Raw genomic sequence first — 18,031 nt, 5'->3', positions numbered from 1 at the left:
CGCTATGGAATTCACGACTCAACACTTTATCGCGCTAGCGCCGTTGTTGATCACCAGCGCCACGATCATCGTGGTGATGCTGGCGATTGCCTGGCGCCGCAACCACTCGCAGACCTTCCTGATTTCCGTGGCGGGCCTGAACCTGGCGTTGCTGTCGATCCTGCCAGCCCTGAAAGTCGCGCCATTGGCCGTGACCCCGTTGCTGCAAATCGATAGCTTTGCCTGCTTGTACATGGCGCTGATCCTGGTCGCCACCCTCGCTTGTGTGACCCTCGCCCACGCCTACCTCGGCGATGGCGGTTCGGGTTACCCGGGCAACCGCGAAGAACTGTACCTGCTGATCCTGATGTCCGCCGCCGGCGGCCTGGTTCTGGTCAGCGCGCAACATCTGGCCGGGTTGTTCATCGGTCTGGAACTGTTGTCGGTGCCGGTCTACGGTCTGGTGGCCTACGCCTTCTTCAACAAGCGTTCGCTGGAAGCCGGTATCAAGTACATGGTGCTGTCGGCCGCCGGTTCTGCGTTCCTGTTGTTCGGCATGGCACTGCTGTACGCCGATTCGGGCAGCCTGAGCTTCGTCGGTATCGGCCAGGCGCTGGCCGCCACTGGCCTGCCAAGCTCGCTGGCGCAACTGGGCCTGGGCATGATGCTGATCGGTCTGGCGTTCAAGCTGTCGCTGGTACCGTTCCACCTCTGGACCCCGGACGTGTACGAAGGTGCTCCGGCACCGGTGGCCGCGTTCCTGGCAACCGCTTCCAAAGTCGCGGTGTTCGCGGTAATGGTGCGTCTGTTCCAGATCTCCCCAGCGGCAAGCAGCGGTGTGCTGAGCGACGTACTGACCATCATCGCCATCGCGTCGATCCTGTTCGGTAACCTGCTGGCACTGACCCAGAGCAACCTCAAGCGTCTGCTGGGTTACTCGTCCATCGCCCACTTCGGCTACCTGCTGATCGCCCTGGTCGCGAGCAAGGGTCTGGCCGTGGAAGCCATCGGCGTGTACCTGGTCACCTACGTGATCACCAGCCTCGGCGCGTTCGGCGTGATCACCCTGATGTCCTCGCCGTACAACGGCCGTGACGCAGACGCGCTGTACGAATACCGCGGCCTGTTCTGGCGCCGTCCGTACCTGACCGCCGTACTGACCGTGATGATGCTGTCCCTGGCCGGTATCCCGCTGACCGCGGGCTTCATCGGCAAGTTCTACATCATCGCCACCGGTGTCGAATCGCATCAATGGTGGCTGGTCGGTTCCCTGGTACTGGGCAGCGCCATCGGCGTGTTCTACTACCTGCGTGTGATGGTCACTTTGTACCTGATCGAGCCGAACCTGCGTCGCCACGATGCGCAACTGCACTGGGAACAACGTGCAGGCGGCGTGATGCTGCTGGCTATCGCGCTGGTCGCGTTCTTCCTCGGCGTTTACCCGCAGCCATTGCTGGTCCTGGTTCAACAGGCCGGCTTGGCGGGTTGATCGCTTAAGCGACACTCGGTCGAAAACAGAAACGGCACCTTCGGGTGCCGTTTTTGCATTTGTGGGATGTGGTATGGCGGCCCCCCAAATACGCTTTTGTGCGGGTAGCAAATGCCTTTCCGGTTGAGCTTGATGGGTAGCACCTTTACGGCTGTCCGAAGAGACTTCAAACACGATAGGAAAAGTCTCTACGCGCCTCCAGAAAAAATTGCTAATCCGTTAATTATTGCGATTTACCGTACTAAACGAGCTGAACTATCTCTCATGCCATTCGACCCAATTGCGGACGCGAATGCATCATCAACCCGGGCTCTACCCCTATTTACGAATCACAATCGTCAATCGCCGATTGATGTGCACTTATTTCATTACAGCGACAATAACAACACTGAAACTTTCAGTCATTTTTGACCGATCATTTTCTAACTCATACAGTTGCTTCGTGCTTGATTTGGCACACTCACCAACCAACAACAAAGAGAGTCTAAACATGGGTTATCTCGTAAGCTGGAACGCCAACAAAGTCATCGACCTTGAACAACAGGACGCCCCTACTGCAGAGCAAATTGAAGAACTGCAACTGACCGAGACTGAACAGGCCGAGCTGGAAGCCGTTTAAAAAAACGGGGGGGTAATGCCCCCCGTTTTTCAAGGGAGTCAACCATGGACAGTTTCACACCTGCAGAACGAGACCTCACCCTTGCGCAGGCCGAACAGCGGATTTACGCCGAACTGGCGAGTCTGGGACTTCGCGCCGAGCCCCGCGTATTAGGCCAACAAATCGTCGCGGTGCAGGTCTGTGCCAGTTCCGGCAACCCGCGCGGCATCGCCCGGGGGGCGGGCAAGGGTTATCAGCCTCACGCCCATGTTGGAGCACTTTACGAAACACTGGAGCATTATTTAAGCGATCATTTCAATACGTCCGATATTGATTACATCGCCCCGTGTTATTTTGCCGAGTCTGAATTATTTATCGATGACACCGTCCTTTCCCCCCTGATCGAACAAAACAACGTATTGACAGCCTGCAGAACTTATTCGGATGTTTTCAAACAAACTTCATTCTATTACCCGGTTGCTTTATGCACTCCCGACTATTCATCCAACCCACTGAAACAAGACACAACACACTACGGTGTGTTGCGACGTTACGCCTCTAACAGTGGAACAGCCATTGGCGCCAGTTACAACGAAGCCGTCTTGCATGCCACCAATGAATGCATCGAACGCGATGCGGTCTCGTTGTTTCTGCTGGAGCATTTTTACTACGAAAACCAGCCAGCGCTGCGCCGGGTCGCTCGAGTGACGGATGACGAAGAACTGGGCCGATTATGGCGAGATGCCGAATCGGAGATCGGAGCAGAAATCGCCCTGGTCGACATCAGCACCGAATTCCTGCCACACACGTTCCTGGCGTTCTCTACCAAACCTGGCACCCACCCCAACGTGTTTGGGAGCGGTTGCTCAATCAGCCCCCGGCATGGCGCATGGCGGGCGTTGACCGAACTCGTCCAGCTGCATCACACCGCCTCGGAGCCAGAACTGCAGTATTTCCTGAGTAACGCGCAACGGCACCTGAGCAAATTTCCGCGCCTGCTTCGCTGCCTGCAATTCGATCTGTCTCCACTGCTGAGTCTGTGCGAGCAACTCACGGTTCAATTACCCGACGCAGTCAATGAGCGCCCGTTGGCGGAGCAAATCAACTTGCTGGCCAACGACCTGCAGCGGCATGGGCGCACGCTCGGGGTAACCCAGCTGCATCAGACCCAACTGGGGACCACGCTGGTGAATGTGGTCATTCCGGGGCTGGAACGGTTTTTCGTGATATCCAGTGGCAATGTGGTGATCCCGCAGGCACGCGGACGGCGCCTGCAAAAACATCAGGAAGTGGCAGCATGACTCCTGCCTTTCGTCGAGAGCGCCACCTCACTCATGCCTTCGCCCATCGCAAAGCAATGCCAGACGAACTCGATGTCCACATCGAACCCTTCGGCCCGGGCCTGCATCATTTGTTCGTTTTGCGCGTGAACGGCAACGATTGGGTAGGTCGCAAAGTCCTGCAACACCGCGACACTGACGGCTGGCACATCAGCAGCCTGCTCAAGCCCTGGATGCTGCTCGGGCCGTTGGCTGAATGGCAGTGGGGCAATCAAGGCGCAGTGATCTATTTCCGTGCGGTGTCTTTGCAGGAGAAGGAAACGGCGTTCACCAACGCAGTGGCGCAACCTGACGGCGAAGTGCGTTTCCCGTTTCCGCCCATGGATGACAGGGGTGTTGAATCGGTATGCCCGCCCGAGTATTGGCAGTGCAACGAGTCACTCGCCACACAGTTGAATGCCGACGAAACACATTTTCGCGAGCATTGCGCAAACCTGCTCAAGACCCTGTCGGATCCGGGAGCAGTGATCCTTGATCCGGCGTGTTCGACGGGCGAATTCATCGCTCATCTGGCCACCGAACTCCCGGACCGTCAGTGTCTGGGCTCTGATCGCTCAGCGTCGATGATTGAACATGCCAAGATGCGTCACGGCACGTCACCCGTCCGGTTCTACTGTGCCGACGCCGGCGACGTCGCAACAGCCGGCATCACATGCGATGTGCTGATACTGCGTTTCCTCAATGCCGAAGTGATGACGCGCGAGGACGCGCAGAAAGCGTTCCACGATTTGGCGGCATGCGTTAAGCCGGGCGGCACCCTTCTTCTTTTCGGCCATACACCGGTGCTGATCGCCGTGCCTTACATGGCGCAGCTGCTCAAGCTTGAGCTGATGTCCTGCGTTGCGGCCCGTCCAGGCCACACGGAACTGTTTCAGTTCTACCGGCTGAGGATGCCCCTCTGATGGTCAGAAACGGCTACTACCCGACAGACGACGGCCATCATCTCTATTGGGAGCGATACGGTACGCCAGGTGGCGAACCGATATTTTTTCTGCATGGCGGACCGGGTGGTCGCAGCAACCGCCATCACCTGGAGTTTTTCGATGAGCGTTGTTTCGACATCATTCTGTTCGACCAGCGTGGCTGCGGACGCTCCCTTCCCCAAGGCGAACTCCAGCACAACAATACCTGGCTTTGTGTCCAAGACATCGAAGCCCTGCGCCAGCACCTGGGCTTCGAAAAAATCAGCCTGCTCGGCGTCTCCTGGGGAAGCTGGCTGGCCATCCAGTACCAACAACGCCATCCCGAGGCTGTTCTGAAAACCACGTTGGTCTCTGTGTTCGTGCCGTTTGCGGCCAATGTAGGTGCCTACGATAAAGCCTTGAGCGACGGCTTGTCGGCAATGCCTCATGGAACCTGCGCCGCCAGTGCGGAGGCGATCTACCAAGCCCTGATTAACGGCTGTTCAACACAGCAGCGTCATGCGGCGCTTCACTGGTTGGGGGCGGCATTGCATTTGAATGGACAATCGATGCTCCCTGGCGCACTCGAAGATTTCGTTGACGACGACGCCGTGCGCGGCATCCGCCTGGAATTGCACTACCACGTTAACCGGTACTTCTTCAGCGTGGATGACGAAAACCTTTCGCTCAACGCCGACACCCTGGTGATACAAGGCATCAAAGACACCTTCGGCCTTTTCAGCCTGCGCTGGTTGCGCGAGCGCCAGCCCATTCACTGCCGCCTCCTACGCGCCGGGCACAACGCTTTCGAGTTGCCGGTACTAAAAACCGTGCGTCTGTCGTTGAAACGCGCGTATGCGCAGGCGACTCCGACATGACGAAATTGTAATGCCCTCATCACCTTCGCGTTATCCGCAGCTTGCAACGATGTGACCCGGCGACCATGCCGGCGGGCCGATGCCCGCCGAACAATAAAACCCACGCCGAAGCACGTTCCCGTTCTGCCGAACCCAAGGAGTGATTGATGGTTAACAATAAAAAAATGTCGATGGCCGCGTTGGCTGTAGTGGTCGGCTCAGGGCCGTCCATGGTCCTGGCGGAAGATAAGGCCGAGGGGTTTATCGAAGGCAGCAGCCTGACGGTGCTCAACCGCAACTTCTACTTCAATCGTGATTACCGCCATGGCCAGTCGAGCCCTACCGGCAATGGATATTCCGAGGCCTGGGCCCAAGCCATCATCAGCAAGTTCGAGTCCGGGTTTACTCAAGGCTCCGTCGGGGTCGGCGTTGATGCGTTTGCCATGATTGGCCTGAAGCTCGATACCGGTGACGGCCGCAACGGTGGCCGCAGTTCGTTCGACGTGCTGCCGGTCAACAGTGAAGGCGAAGCGCGGGATGAATACACCAAGGTCGGAGGCGCCGCCAAAATCCGGGCCTTCGATACGGTGGTCAAGGTCGGTGATGTGTTCCCTGCCGCCCCGGTCGTCGCGGCAGGTGATTCACGATTGCTGCCGGAAAGCTTTCGCGGCGTCACGGCGACCAACACCAGCCTCGAGGGATTGTCGGTTCAGGGCGGACGCCTGCATGCGATGAGTCAACCGGTGTCCAGTGACATGCGCGAAAACTTCGCGACGTTTTACGCCGGCCCGGTCAATTCGCCGTGGATCGCTTACGGCGGCGGCGATTATGCGCTGAACAAGAACCTCAGCTTCAGCCTGTATTCGAGCCGCCTCAAGGATGCCTGGAATCAGTATTACGCCGGCACCGCGTGGACGTATCCGCTGTCGGACGACCTGTCGGTGTTTGGCGGCCTCAACTATTACAAGGCAGTCGATGAAGGCAAGCAGTTGCTCGGCCGGTTCGACAACAACATATGGAGCGGCCGGGTCGGCGTGAAACTTGGTGCGCATTCCGTGGCGTTGTCGCACCAGCGCAACAACGGCAATGACGACTTTGACTACCTGCGCCAGTCCGACTCGATCTTCCTCGACAACTCCATCCAGTACAGCGACTTCAACTCGCCCAAGGAACGTTCGTGGATGGTGCGTTACGACCTCGACATGACGACCTATGGCGTACCGGGATTGTCGTTCATGACCCGCTACGCCCGTGGCACCGACGCCGACTATTCCAACGCCAACGCCGTGTACATGCGCCGCGATGCCGACGGTAATCCACTCACCGACCAGAAGCGCTGGGAACGCGACATCGAAGTCAAATACGTGGTGCAGACCGGCTCGCTGAAAGACCTGTCGCTGCGCCTGCGCCAGGCCAATACCCGCGCCACTGCATATGAATCGGATCTGGATGAAGTGCGGGTGATTATCGAGTACCCGTTGGCGATTCTCTGACTTTACGGGTTATAGGCATTCACCTTTAGAAGCTCCTGGCTCCTTTGGTAAGAGGTGAATTTTTTGGCGTCCTTTGGGGCGCCTTTTTTTTGCGCCCGGATTTGGCCGGCTCATCCAACCTCTTCATCGACTGACCCACTGCTATCGCGAGCAGGCTCACTCCAACAGGGGGTCAGCGGTGAATAGCCGACCGGATCAATGTTATCCAGTGCTTTGTTCACCGCCAGTTCGCCGAGCATGACGCCCTGCGCAATTCCCTGCAGCGTCCTGCGGTGGGTGCCTTCCACAACCTTAAACATCGCGAATTGAAGTACGCAATGTAAGCCTTACCCACCGCGCTTAGGGCAATCCCCAGCCACGGTGTATTTGAGGGTGTTGAGTTGGCCCTTGGAGTCTTCGTAGGTCATTGCGGCCGGCACCGCAGCGCAAGCCGCTTGCGGGCGCACCACACTGACCACTTTCACCACATCCAGCTTCATCCCGTACGCATAATCCTTAACCACCGGCGCAGCTTTACCCTGGTCGGCGGCATACTGTTCCATGGCTTTGGCATTGGCGCTGAGCGCACGCTCAAACGTGCGATCGCCGCCGCCCTCAGCAAACACATTCAGGGACATCGCCATCACGCTGGCGAACGTCATCAACTTGATCAATTTCATGTTCATCACCTTCATAAAAAAGCCCATCACCGGAATTCGATGACGGGCTTGTTCAAGTGCGGCACGCTTACAAGTCTTTGGTCTTATCGTCCTTCTTTTCATTGACGACGACGGTGTCGCGGGCCTGTTCCTTGGCGACGAACAGCTCAACGGAACGGTCTTTGGCCGCCATCATTCTTGCGAATGTCCTGTCGCCGCCACCGGCCGCCATGACCACAGAAGACATCACCAACGCCGCTGCAAACGCACCCAGTTTTACAAGTTTCATCTTTGATTCCTCGTTTAATTAACTAACGGGATCAAGGTAACAATCCGAACCTTTCGTGACGGTGGCGTGCAAATTACATATCCGTTATGTGCGCGCTAAACCTGTAGAAGTGAGCCTGCTCGCGATGACGGTGGGTCAGTCAATGAACGTTTGCCTGATAGACCGCTATCGCGAGCAGGCTCACGCCTACAAGGGATCAGTGGGGTCCTCATCCCTGCGATGGGCGAGCTGATACAGCGCCGGCAAGATCAGCAACGTGAGGAGAGTCGAGGACACGATTCCGCCGATCACCACCGTCGCCAGCGGCCGCTGCACCTCTGCCCCGGTGCCAGTCGCCAGCGCCATCGGAATGAAGCCCAGTGACGCCACCAGGGCCGTCATCAACACCGGCCGCAACCGCGTCAGCGCACCCACGTTGATCGCATCAGACAGCGAACGCCCCTCCTCGCGCAAATTGCGGATGAACGCGATCATTACCAACCCGTTGAGCACCGCCACCCCCGACAGCGCAATGAATCCGACGCCTGCCGAGATCGACAGCGGGATGTCCCGCAACCACAACGCCATGACGCCACCGGTCAAGGCAAACGGAATCCCGGTGAACACCAGCAGCCCGTCCTTGAGGTTGTTGAACATCATGAACAACAAGCCGAACACCAACAGCAGCGCCACCGGCACCACGATCTGCAAGCGCCTGGCCGCCGACTGCAACTGCTCGAACTGGCCACCCCAACTGGTCCAGTAGCCCGCCGGAACCTGCACATCGCGCTCGATCACCTCGCCGGCCTCTTTAACGAACGAACCAATGTCGCGCCCACGCACGTTCGCGCTGACAATCACCAGCCGCTTGCCATTTTCGCGACTGACCTGATTGGGTCCGAGCACCAGATCGAGGCTGGCGACGTCCTTGAGTGCGATGAAGCCAATCTGGCCGGCAGTGCCATTGAGCGGCGCCGGCACCGGGATCAGCAGCGCCGACAGGCCGTCGATGTCCTTGCGCATGGCATCGGACAGGCGCACCACCATGTCGAAACGCCGGTCGCCTTCATACAGCGTCCCGGCCTTGCGCCCGCCGACCGCCACCGCAATGGTGTCTTGCACATCGCCCACGTTGAGGCCATAACGCGCGGCCTTGTCGCGGTCGATGTTGATGGTCAGCACCGGCAGGCCGCTGGTTTGTTCAACCTTGACCTCGGAAGCGCCATCGACCTTCTGCAACGCTGCGGCCACCTTCGCCGCCGTGGCGTTGAGCACGTCCATGTCGTCGCCGAACACCTTGACCGCCACGTCGCTGCGCACGCCGGAAATCAGTTCGTTGAAGCGCAACTGGATCGGCTGCGACAGTTCATAGTTGCTGCCCGGCAACGTCGCGGCGGCTTGTTGCAGTTCGGCCATGAGGGTTTCACGGGACTTGCCGGGGTCCGGCCACTGCTCTTTCGGCTTGAGCATCACGTAGCTGTCGGAGATGTTCGGCGGCATCGGGTCGGAGGCGATTTCGGCGGTGCCGGTGCGGGCGAACACACGCTCGACTTCCGGCACTTTGCCAAGGATCAGGGTTTCCAGACGCTGCTGCATGTCGACCGACTGGGTCAGGCTGGTGCCTGGCACGCGCAGGGCTTGCAGGGCAAAATCGCCTTCGCTGAGGCTGGGCACAAACTCGCTGCCCATGCGGCTGGTCATGACCCCGCTGAGCACAATCACGCCCAAGGCCATGCCCACGGCCAGCGCCCGATGGCTCATCACCCAGGCCAACGCCGGCGCATAAACCTGGCGCGCGCCGCGCATGACCACCCCCTCCTCTTCCTTGACCTTGCCGGTCACGAACAGCGCAATGGCTGCCGGAACAAACGTCACCGACAACAGCATGGCGCCCAACAACGCGATGACCACGGTGAACGCCATCGGGTGGAACATTTTCCCTTCGACACCGCTCAAGGCGAAGATCGGCAGGTATACAACCATGATGATCAACTGGCCGAAAATCAGCGGACGCCGCGCCTCCTTGGCGGCGGCAAACACTTCGTGAAACCGTTCGGAACGGGTCAGCAATCGCCCGTGATGCTGCTGCGCATGGGCCAGCCGTCGCAAGGTGTTTTCAACGATCACCACGGCGCCATCGACGATGATCCCGAAGTCCAGTGCGCCAAGACTCATCAGGTTGGCGCTGACCTTGTTGCTGAACATGCCGGTGAAGGTGAAGAGCATCGACAGCGGAATCACCATCGCGGTAATCAGCGCCGCACGGATATTGCCGAGAAACAGGAACAGAATCGCGATCACCAGAATCGCGCCTTCGACCAGGTTTTTCTTCACCGTGGCGATGGCTTTGTCCACCAGGTGCGTGCGGTCGTACACCGGCACCGCGATCACGCCTTTGGGCAGGGATTTGTTGATCTGTTCGAGCTTGCTGGCAACCGCTTGCGAAACGGTTCGGCTGTTCTCGCCGATCAGCATGAACACCGTGCCCAGCACCACTTCGCGACCGTTTTCAGTGGCGGCACCACTGCGCAATTCGCGGCCGATGTCCACGGTCGCGACGTTCTTCACCCGGATCGGCGTGCCGTCGACATTGGCCATGACAATGTTGGCGATGTCCTCGGTGCTCGCCACTTGCCCCGGCGCACGAATCAACAATTGCTCGCCGCTGCGCTCGATGTAACCGGCGCCGACGTTGGCGTTGTTGCGCTCCAGCGCCGTCACCAGATCGGTGAGGGTCAACTTGTAAGCCGCCAGCCGTTTCGGATCGGGAGCAATCTGGTATTCCTTGGCGAAGCCACCGATGGTGTTGATCTCGGCGACACCCTGGACGTTGCGCAATTGCGGCTTGATGATCCAGTCCTGAATCACCCGCAGATCGGTCGGCGTGTATGGCGTGCCGTCGTCCTTCAGCGCCCCGTCCTGCGCTTCCACCGTCCACAGGAAAATCTCGCCGAGACCGGTGGAAATCGGCCCCATCACCGCCTCCGCGCCCTCGGGCAATTGTTCCCTGGCGATCTGCAATCGCTCGTTGACCAGTTGCCGGGCGAAGAACAGGTCGGTGCCGTCCTTGAAGATCACCGTGACCTGCGACAGCCCCGAGCGCGACAGCGAACGGGTCTGCTCCAGCGCCGGCAAACCAGCCATCGCGGTTTCAATCGGGAAGGTGATGCGCTGCTCGGTTTCCAGCGGGGAGAACCCGGGGGCGCCGGTGTTGATTTGCACCTGGACGTTGGTGATATCCGGCACGGCGTCGATCGGCAGTTTTTGATAACTGGCGATGCCGAGGCCGGCCATGAGCAAAACGGCGAGCAGCACGATGATGCGCTGCTCGATGGCAAACTGGATCAGGCGTTCGAACATGAGAACCTTCTCGTCGAGGGGGCGTATCGGTGGGAGTCTTCAGTCACTGTCTGCGGTGAGCGTCTTTAGTGAGCGTGCTCAGCCGAGGCTTTGCCCAGTTCCGATTTGAGGATGAAGCTGCCGGCAGCAGCGACCTGCACGCCCGGCTCCAGCCCCTGGATGATTTCCACCTGACCGGCCGCGCGACTGCCCAGCTCCACCGCTTGCGCCTTGAAGCCGTCGTCGGTGCGCACAAACACCGTGGGTTTGTCCTCGACCGTCTGGATCGCGGTTTCGGGGATGGCGACCTTGACCTGGCGGCTGTCGGTGGCGACCCGGGCAGCGACGAACAGTCCCGGACGCCACGAACCTTGCGGGTTTTCCAGGGTGACGCGAACCGTCGCGGTGCGCGTCTGTTCGCCGAGCAAGCTGCCGACGTAAGCCACGGTGCCGACGACTTCGGCGTTCAATTCCGGGGCGCTGACGGTGACTGTTTTGCCCACTTGCACCTGGTTCAGGTCCTTGGGCGACACGCCGAAGGTCACCCACACCCGCGACAGGTCCGAAAGCGTGAACGCCGCCGTGGTTTCGTCAACCACCTCCCCCGGCGTCAGGTGTTTTTCCACCACCACACCGTCGAACGGCGCGCGCAACTCATAGCGATTGCCGCCGGTGGCGACCACGCTGCCGCTGAGCACGCTGATTTTCTGCCGGGCATTGTTCAGGGCGATTTCGGCTTCCTCCAGCGCCTGGCGCGCCTGAAGGAAATCCTGCTCGGCGGAAATCTTGTCCTGCCACAACTGCTTCTCGCGCTCGTAAGTGGTGCGCGCCAATGTCAGGCGCCGCTGTGCAGCAGCTTGTTCGCTGCGCTGATCGGAGATCTGCTGACTGGCGATCACCGCCAGCAACTGCCCCTTTTTCACCGGCTGCCCGAGATTGACCGACACCGACTCGACCACCCCCGGGACGCGTGGCACAACGTGGGCGGTACGGTCTTCGTCGAAGCGCACTTCGCCGGGAAACGACAAACCGAGGCTGATGTTCTGCGCCCCGGCTTCGGCCAATTGAATGCCCGCTGTAGCAACTTGCTCGGCGCTCAACGTCAGGTGTCCTTCTTCGCCTTCGGCCTGTTCGCCGTCGGCAGCGGCGCCTGCTTCGGCGTGGTCGGCATGCTCCGCCGCCTCATCGGCGTGGGCGTCGACGGAGGCACTGCCCGTCCACATCGAACCGATGCCAATGCCCAGTGCCAACGTCGCCGCAGCGACAACAATCAGTTTTTTATCCATGGAAACTCCTCTGCGTCAGACCATCGCGCAGTCAGGTAAAAGGTGAAATTCAAGGGCTGACGGCGAGATCGCCAAAAATGCGTTCGATGCGCACCCGCGCGTCCGTCGCCTCGGCAACGGCCTGGATGTACTGGGTGCGGGCACTGATCAAGGTGCGCTGGGCATCGAGCACGTCGAGGAAGCCGAACTTGCCCATTTCGAAACCGCGGGTGGCGCTGTCAACGGCACTTTGCGCGGCGGGCAGGATGGTCTGGTTGAACGCTTTGACTTCGCCATTGGCGGTCTGCCATTGCTCCAGGGTGGTCTGGATTTCGGTGCGCAAGCGCAGCTCGGTGGCATTGCGCAGGTCCCGCGCCTGATCAGCGCGGCGCGCGGCGGCCAGCACGTTGCCCTGATTGCGGTTGAACAGCGGAATCGGCATCGACAGCCCCACCACGTTCACTCGCTCGCGCTCCGTTTCGCTGTACTGGCTGCCGACACTGACGGTCAGATCGGGCATCCGCTGTGCTTTCTCCAGCCCCAAAGAAGCTTCACGCTGATCGATCTGCAATTTGGCCAGCCGCAGCTCGGCGGTTTCGTTCAAGCGTTCGAGCAACCGGGTCGGCGGTGGTACGGCGGGCATGCCTTGAGGAGCGGCCTGCACATTCACCGACGTCGGCAGCGGTGAACCCATGACCTGCGCCAATTGCTGATAGGCATTGCTCTGATCCCGTTCGGACCGGCTCAACTCCAGCCGCACTTCCGACAATTGCACCTGCGCCCGCGTGCCTTCGACCGGTGACGATTTACCCGCCTCGATACGCCCTTGCGCCACGCGCACACCCTGCTCGGCGAGTTGCAGCGACTGACGGGACAACCGCAACCGCTGCTGGGCGGTCTGTGCGCCGGTAAACGCCTGGATCACATCGGCGCGCAAGGCATTGCGCTGGCGTTCCAGCTCGATTCCGGCGGCGTCCTGCGCGCGGCTCGCCACCTCGATACGTGCACCGCGCTTGCCACCCAGTTCAATCGGCTGGCTGAGCATCACCGTGGTGGTGCGCGAATCGCGCCGGGTATCTTCAGCCTCCCACGACACTTCGGGGTTGGGAATCAAGCCAGCCTGCTGCCGGTCCCCTTGGGCGATGCCGATTTCCCACTGCGCTGCCGCCAGGTCAGGGTTGCCGGCGAACGCCGTTTGCAGGGCCTGGTCCAGCGTCAGCGTCGAGCCGGGCAAGTCCGCTGCGAAACCTGGACCGGCCAGCCATAAAAAACAGGTGGCACTCACCACCCGCCGCGTTTTTTTCAGGCGTGATCGCGCCGTCAGTTCTCTTAAACCGGGCAATGGAATACTTCCTTAAATCAAGAATCTTCGGTGCCGCCACGGTAAAGTTCTGAACTTATCGACAAGGTGACTGGAACATTACAAATCCGTTATCCACGGTTCCGGCAAGTTGTTTTGCTCTAGCATGCGAAGTACAAAAGCCAACATCGCAATACACAGAAACAAATGCTCAGTGGTTATCCGCCGAACAGTACTTGCCCGAACTCAGTTCTCATGCAGCGGATGAAATTTTGGACACATGCACTGCGACAAGCCGTCGCAGAGGGCCGGTTTAAAGGCACAGCACCGATGTTTTTGGTTGACCCTGTAGCCACTACAACCTTTACCTTGCACACATTGATACGGAGAACCGCTGAAGCAAAACACAAAACCCGTACAATTCGCCGTTATTGAAACCCGTCCGGACACCCTTACAAAAACAACAACTTTCCCGACCAACTTAGTTACATATCCTTTAAACAGAAGTGGTGATTAATCATGCGAATCCTTGTCGTCGAGGACGAGCTTAAAAGTGCCGAATACTTACATCAGGGACTGACGGAAAGTGGTTATATCGTTGACCACGCGGCAACGGGGGCCGATGGACTGCATCTGGCCCTGCAACAGGTTTATGACCTGGTGATCCTGGACGTGAATCTGCCCGAACTGGATGGCTGGGGCGTACTTGAACAACTGCGGCGCACCCGCTCCACCCGGGTGATGATGTTGACCGCGCGCGGTCGACTCGCCGACAAGATTCGTGGCCTGGACCTGGGCGCCGATGACTACCTGGTCAAGCCGTTCGAGTTTCCGGAATTGCTGGCGCGGGTACGCACCTTGATGCGCCGCAGCGAAAACATCCCGGTGCCACAGGTGCTCAAAGTCGCCGACCTCGAACTCGACCCGGGGCGCCACCGCGCCTTTCGCGGCGAGCAGCGCATCGACCTGACCACCAAGGAATTCGCGCTGCTGCATCTGCTGATGCGCCAGTCCGGCGAGGTGCTCACCCGCACCCAGATCATTTCGCTGGTGTGGGACATGAACTTCGACTGCGACACCAACGTGGTCGAAGTCTCGATCCGGCGCTTGCGGGCGAAAATCGATGACCCCTTCGACAACAAGTTGATTCATACCCTGCGCGGTGTCGGCTACGTGCTGGAGGCGCGGGAATGAAGCCGGTGAGCCTGTCGCTGCGCCTCGGCCTGACGGTGAGTATTCTCGGGGCGCTGTTGGTGGTGTTTCTGGCGAGCTTGGCGTATTTCGCCCTGACCCATGAGCTCAATTCACTCTCCCGGGACAGTCTGGAAAAGAAAATGGCGCAGGTGGAACACAGCCTGTCGCTGTACATCGATGCCAATGAAGTCAGTGGCAAACCGCACATTCTGCTCGATCAGGTCATGGGGCATGACAACCTGACGCTAACGATTTATGACCGCTCGAACCTGCGATCACCGTTGTTGAAGTCCGGCTCCGGCATGGCCGATCCGCGCGTCGAACTGAAGGTCATGCGGGCGGCCACCGATCAGTTGGCTTACTCCACCAGCACCGATGCCCAAGGCGTAAAGTTTCTGACCGCCTCCCGATTGATCCGCCTGAAGGACGGCACCAGCGTCCCGGTAATGCTGTCGATGGACAATGCCCACGATCAGGCATTGCTCAGTGCCTATCTGCGCACGACGCTGATGGCGTTGCCGTTGCTGCTGATCCTCATCGGCCTCTGTGCCTGGGCGGCCGTGCAGCGTGGCCTGGCACCGATGCGCGAGTTTCGTAAAGTGGCGGAGATGGTGTCGACGCAAGACCTCGACCATCGACTCTCGGTGGTGAACATGCCGCAGGAACTCAGTGAACTGGCGCAGGGCATCAATTTCATGCTGCATCGCCTCGACAGCGGCGTGCAGCAGTTGTCGCAGTTCTCCGATGACCTGGCCCACGAACTGCGCTCGCCGATCAACAACCTGATGGGCAAGGCACAGGTGACGCTCTCCCGTGAACGCACGACGGATGAGTACAAGGACGTTTTAGTGTCGTGTACCGAAGAACTGGATCGCCTTGCGCGGATTGTCTCGGACATGCTGTTTCTGGCGCAGGTCAGCCACCCGGCGGCGCTGACGCCTTTCGAGCTGATTGCGCTGGAAGATGAAGCCCTGAAAGTCGCCGACCTGTTTTCCCTGTCCGCACAGGACAAGCAGATTCAGTTGACGGTCATTGGCAGTGCCCGGGTGATGGGCGACCGGCTGATGATCCAGCGGGCGATCTCGAACCTGCTGTCCAACGCCCTGCGCCACTGCCCCGCCGGGCAAACGGTGTCGCTGCTGATTGAACAAGGCGCGACGCAAGTTTCCCTGCTGGTCAGCAACCCCGGTGCGGGCATCGAGGCGCAGCATCTGCCCCATCTGTTCGACCGCTTTTACCGCGTCGACAGCAGCCGCTGCCGCGCACACGGCAGCACTGGACTGGGCCTGGCCATCGTGCGCTCGATCATGAGCCTGCATCAGGGCGTGGCGGAGGTTAAGAGCCTGCCGGGAGTGATGACGGTGTTTCGGTTGGGGTTTCCTGCGATTGAGGGGGTGGCGCACTGAAGCATCGGATTTGAGATATCCGCTGCCGGGGCCGGCCTCATCGCGGGCGAGCCCGGCTCCCACAGTGATCACCGTCGTCCGCAGCATGTGTGCCCCCGCTGAAACCTGTGGGAGCGTGGCTTGCCCGCGATGGCGGTGGGTCAGGCACCCACAAAAACGGCACCTTTCGGTGCCGTTCGCCTTGCTCAGTACAGAGGTTTACTTACGCGCATCCGCCCACGATTTCAGCAGCTCGTTGTAGCTCACGGTTTCGCCTTTCGGCTTCTCGTTCGCCAGTTTCGGCTTCGGTGCGCCCGGTTGATCGAACCAGTATTGCGCATCGCGCTCGGGGTTCATTTTCGGGGCGCAGGTGGTTTGCGCCTTCGAACGTTCCAGACGGGACATGATCGCGTCCTGATCCTTGGCCAGACCATCAAGTGCCTGTTGCGGGGTTTTCTCGCCGCTGGCCGCTTCGGCGATGTGGCTCCACCACAGTTGCGCCAGACGCGGGTAGTCCGGCACGTTGGTGCCGGTCGGGGTCCATTGCACGCGGGCCGGGCTGCGGTAGAACTCGACCAGACCACCGAGTTTCGGTGCCAGGTCGGTCATCGCTTGCGAGTTGATGTCCGACTCGCGGATCGGCGTCAGGCCGACGATGGTTTTCTTCAGCGACACGGTTTTCGAGGTCACGAACTGCGCATACAGCCACGCCGCCAGTTTCTGCTTCTCAGGCGTGGACTTCATGAACGTCCACGAACCCACGTCCTGATACCCCAGCTTCATGCCCTCTTCCCAATACGGACCGCGCGGCGATGGCGCCATCCGCCACTTCGGCGTGCCATCGGCATTGACCACCGGCAGGCCCGGCTTGGTCATGTCGGCGGTGAACGCGGTGTACCAGAAGATCTGTTGGGCGATGTTGCCCTGGGACGGCACCGGCCCCGACTCGGAGAAGGTCATGCCCGCCGCTTCCGGTGGCGCATAGGCCTTGAGCCAGTCGACGTATTTCTGCGTGGCAAAGACTGCCGCCGGGCCGTTGGTGTCGCCGCCGCGGGTCACGCTGGAACCCACCGGGTGGCAATCCTCGACGCGGATGCCCCACTCGTCCACCGGCAAACCGTTCGGCAGGCCTTTGTCGCCGCCACCGGCCATGGAGAACCAGGCATCGGTGAAGCGCCAGCCCAGGGACGGGTCTTTCTTGCCATAGTCCATGTGCCCGTAGACTCGCTTGCCGTCGATTTCCTTGACGTCTTCACTGAAGAATTTGGCGATGTCTTCATAGGCCGACCAGTTCACCGGCACGCCCAATTCGTAGCCGTACTTTTCCTTGAACTTGGCTTTCAGCTCCGGCCGTTCGAACCAGTCGGCGCGGAACCAGTACAGGTTGGCGAACTGCTGGTCAGGCAGCTGATAGAGCTTGCCGTCCGGGGCGGTAGTGAAGGAAATACCAATGAAGTCCTTCAGGTCCAGGGTCGGCGAGGTGAAGTTCTTGCCTTCGTTGGCCATCAGGTCGGTGATCGCTTCGGTCTTGCCGTAGCGGAAGTGCGTACCGATCAGGTCCGAGTCGTTGACCCAGCCGTCATAGATGCTCTTGTCCGACTGCATCACGGTCTGCAGTTTTTCCACCACGTCGCCTTCTTGCAGCAGGTCGTGGGTCACCTTGATCCCGGTGATCTCGGTAAAGGCCTTGGCCAGCACCTTGGACTCATATTCGTGGGTGGTCAGGGTTTCGGAGACGACTTTGATGTCCATCCCTCGAAAAGGCTCGGCTGCCTTGATGAACCACTTCAATTCCGCGAGCTGCTGCTCGGCCGTCAGGGTGGACGGTTTGAACTCGGCGCCAATCCATTTCTTCGCAGCGTCTTCATAGGCGTCGGCCCAGGCCGCAGCGCTCAACCCACTGAGTGCCAGCATGGCTGCCAATGAAATGCTATGTCGCAGCTTATTGTTTTTGTCGAACATAGAGACCTCCTGTTTGATTTTC

General features: G+C 59.7%; 14 protein-coding genes. 8 read left to right on the top strand and 6 right to left on the bottom strand.

What is annotated here, in order from left to right; translation table 11 throughout:
• Positions 1-4 precede the first annotated feature (4 nt).
• The 6 genes from nuoN (at position 5) to D882_RS0121290 (ending at position 6,658) form a co-directional block, all read left to right on the top strand.
• Positions 5-1,468, top strand: a complete 1,464-nt coding sequence (gene nuoN / locus D882_RS0121315; RefSeq protein ID WP_027925104.1) for an NADH-quinone oxidoreductase subunit NuoN — start codon at positions 5-7, stop codon at positions 1,466-1,468.
• A gap of 490 nt (positions 1,469-1,958) precedes the next feature.
• Entirely contained in the window at positions 1,959-2,087 is a 129-nt protein-coding gene (locus D882_RS1000000133240) for a hypothetical protein (RefSeq protein ID WP_256218451.1), read from the top strand.
• 44 nt (positions 2,088-2,131) lie between these two features.
• Positions 2,132-3,367 carry a YcaO-like family protein gene (locus tag D882_RS0121305; RefSeq protein WP_027925103.1) on the top strand — a complete coding sequence of 412 codons (1,236 nt, stop codon included), beginning with the start codon at positions 2,132-2,134 and terminating at the stop codon, positions 3,365-3,367.
• Positions 3,364-4,308, top strand: coding sequence for a trans-aconitate 2-methyltransferase (locus D882_RS0121300; protein WP_027925102.1), 945 nt, complete (start codon positions 3,364-3,366; stop codon positions 4,306-4,308). The genes D882_RS0121305 and D882_RS0121300 overlap by 4 nt, the downstream gene beginning before the upstream one ends.
• On the top strand, positions 4,308-5,186 hold the full coding sequence (locus tag D882_RS0121295) for an alpha/beta fold hydrolase (RefSeq protein WP_032833625.1): 879 nt from the start codon (positions 4,308-4,310) through the stop codon (positions 5,184-5,186). The genes D882_RS0121300 and D882_RS0121295 overlap by 1 nt, the downstream gene beginning before the upstream one ends.
• A 146-nt stretch (positions 5,187-5,332) precedes the next feature.
• Positions 5,333-6,658, top strand: coding sequence for an OprD family porin (locus D882_RS0121290; protein ID WP_027925100.1), 1,326 nt, complete (start codon positions 5,333-5,335; stop codon positions 6,656-6,658).
• 326 nt (positions 6,659-6,984) lie between these two features.
• Here D882_RS0121290 and D882_RS0121285 read toward each other — a convergent pair whose 3' ends face one another.
• The 5 genes from D882_RS0121285 to D882_RS0121265 form a co-directional block, all read right to left on the bottom strand.
• Complete coding sequence (locus tag D882_RS0121285) at positions 6,985-7,317, bottom strand: DUF2790 domain-containing protein (RefSeq protein ID WP_027925099.1); 333 nt, start codon at positions 7,315-7,317, stop codon at positions 6,985-6,987.
• A 67-nt stretch (positions 7,318-7,384) separates the two neighbouring features.
• Positions 7,385-7,585 carry a co-regulatory protein PtrA N-terminal domain-containing protein gene (locus tag D882_RS0121280; protein WP_027925098.1) on the bottom strand — a complete coding sequence of 67 codons (201 nt, stop codon included), beginning with the start codon at positions 7,583-7,585 and terminating at the stop codon, positions 7,385-7,387.
• Between the two features lie 186 nt (positions 7,586-7,771).
• On the bottom strand, positions 7,772-10,924 hold the full coding sequence (locus D882_RS0121275; protein ID WP_027925097.1) for a CusA/CzcA family heavy metal efflux RND transporter: 3,153 nt from the start codon (positions 10,922-10,924) through the stop codon (positions 7,772-7,774).
• Positions 10,925-10,989: 65 nt separating this feature from the next.
• Positions 10,990-12,189: an efflux RND transporter periplasmic adaptor subunit gene (locus tag D882_RS0121270; RefSeq protein ID WP_027925096.1), complete on the bottom strand. Its 1,200-nt coding sequence runs from the start codon at positions 12,187-12,189 to the stop codon at positions 10,990-10,992.
• Positions 12,190-12,238: 49 nt separating this feature from the next.
• Positions 12,239-13,510: a TolC family protein gene (locus tag D882_RS0121265; protein WP_027925095.1), complete on the bottom strand. Its 1,272-nt coding sequence runs from the start codon at positions 13,508-13,510 to the stop codon at positions 12,239-12,241.
• A 477-nt stretch (positions 13,511-13,987) separates the two neighbouring features.
• On the opposite strand from D882_RS0121265, the gene D882_RS0121260 reads away from it, so the two are divergent.
• Both D882_RS0121260 and D882_RS0121255 read left to right on the top strand, forming a co-directional pair.
• Positions 13,988-14,662 carry a heavy metal response regulator transcription factor gene (locus D882_RS0121260; RefSeq protein WP_027925094.1) on the top strand — a complete coding sequence of 225 codons (675 nt, stop codon included), beginning with the start codon at positions 13,988-13,990 and terminating at the stop codon, positions 14,660-14,662.
• Positions 14,659-16,068 carry a heavy metal sensor histidine kinase gene (locus D882_RS0121255; RefSeq protein WP_027925093.1) on the top strand — a complete coding sequence of 470 codons (1,410 nt, stop codon included), beginning with the start codon at positions 14,659-14,661 and terminating at the stop codon, positions 16,066-16,068. The genes D882_RS0121260 and D882_RS0121255 overlap by 4 nt, the downstream gene beginning before the upstream one ends.
• 198 nt (positions 16,069-16,266) lie before the next feature.
• Here D882_RS0121255 and D882_RS0121250 read toward each other — a convergent pair whose 3' ends face one another.
• Complete coding sequence (locus D882_RS0121250; protein WP_027925092.1) at positions 16,267-18,009, bottom strand: ABC transporter substrate-binding protein; 1,743 nt, start codon at positions 18,007-18,009, stop codon at positions 16,267-16,269.
• Positions 18,010-18,031: the final 22 nt, after the last annotated feature.

This window comes from Pseudomonas sp. URMO17WK12:I12, assembly GCF_000514395.1.
Lineage (GTDB): Bacteria > Pseudomonadota > Gammaproteobacteria > Pseudomonadales > Pseudomonadaceae > Aquipseudomonas > Aquipseudomonas mucoides.
The sequence above is the reverse complement of the archived record's forward strand: the minus strand, read 5'-3'. Positions and strand labels throughout refer to the sequence as shown.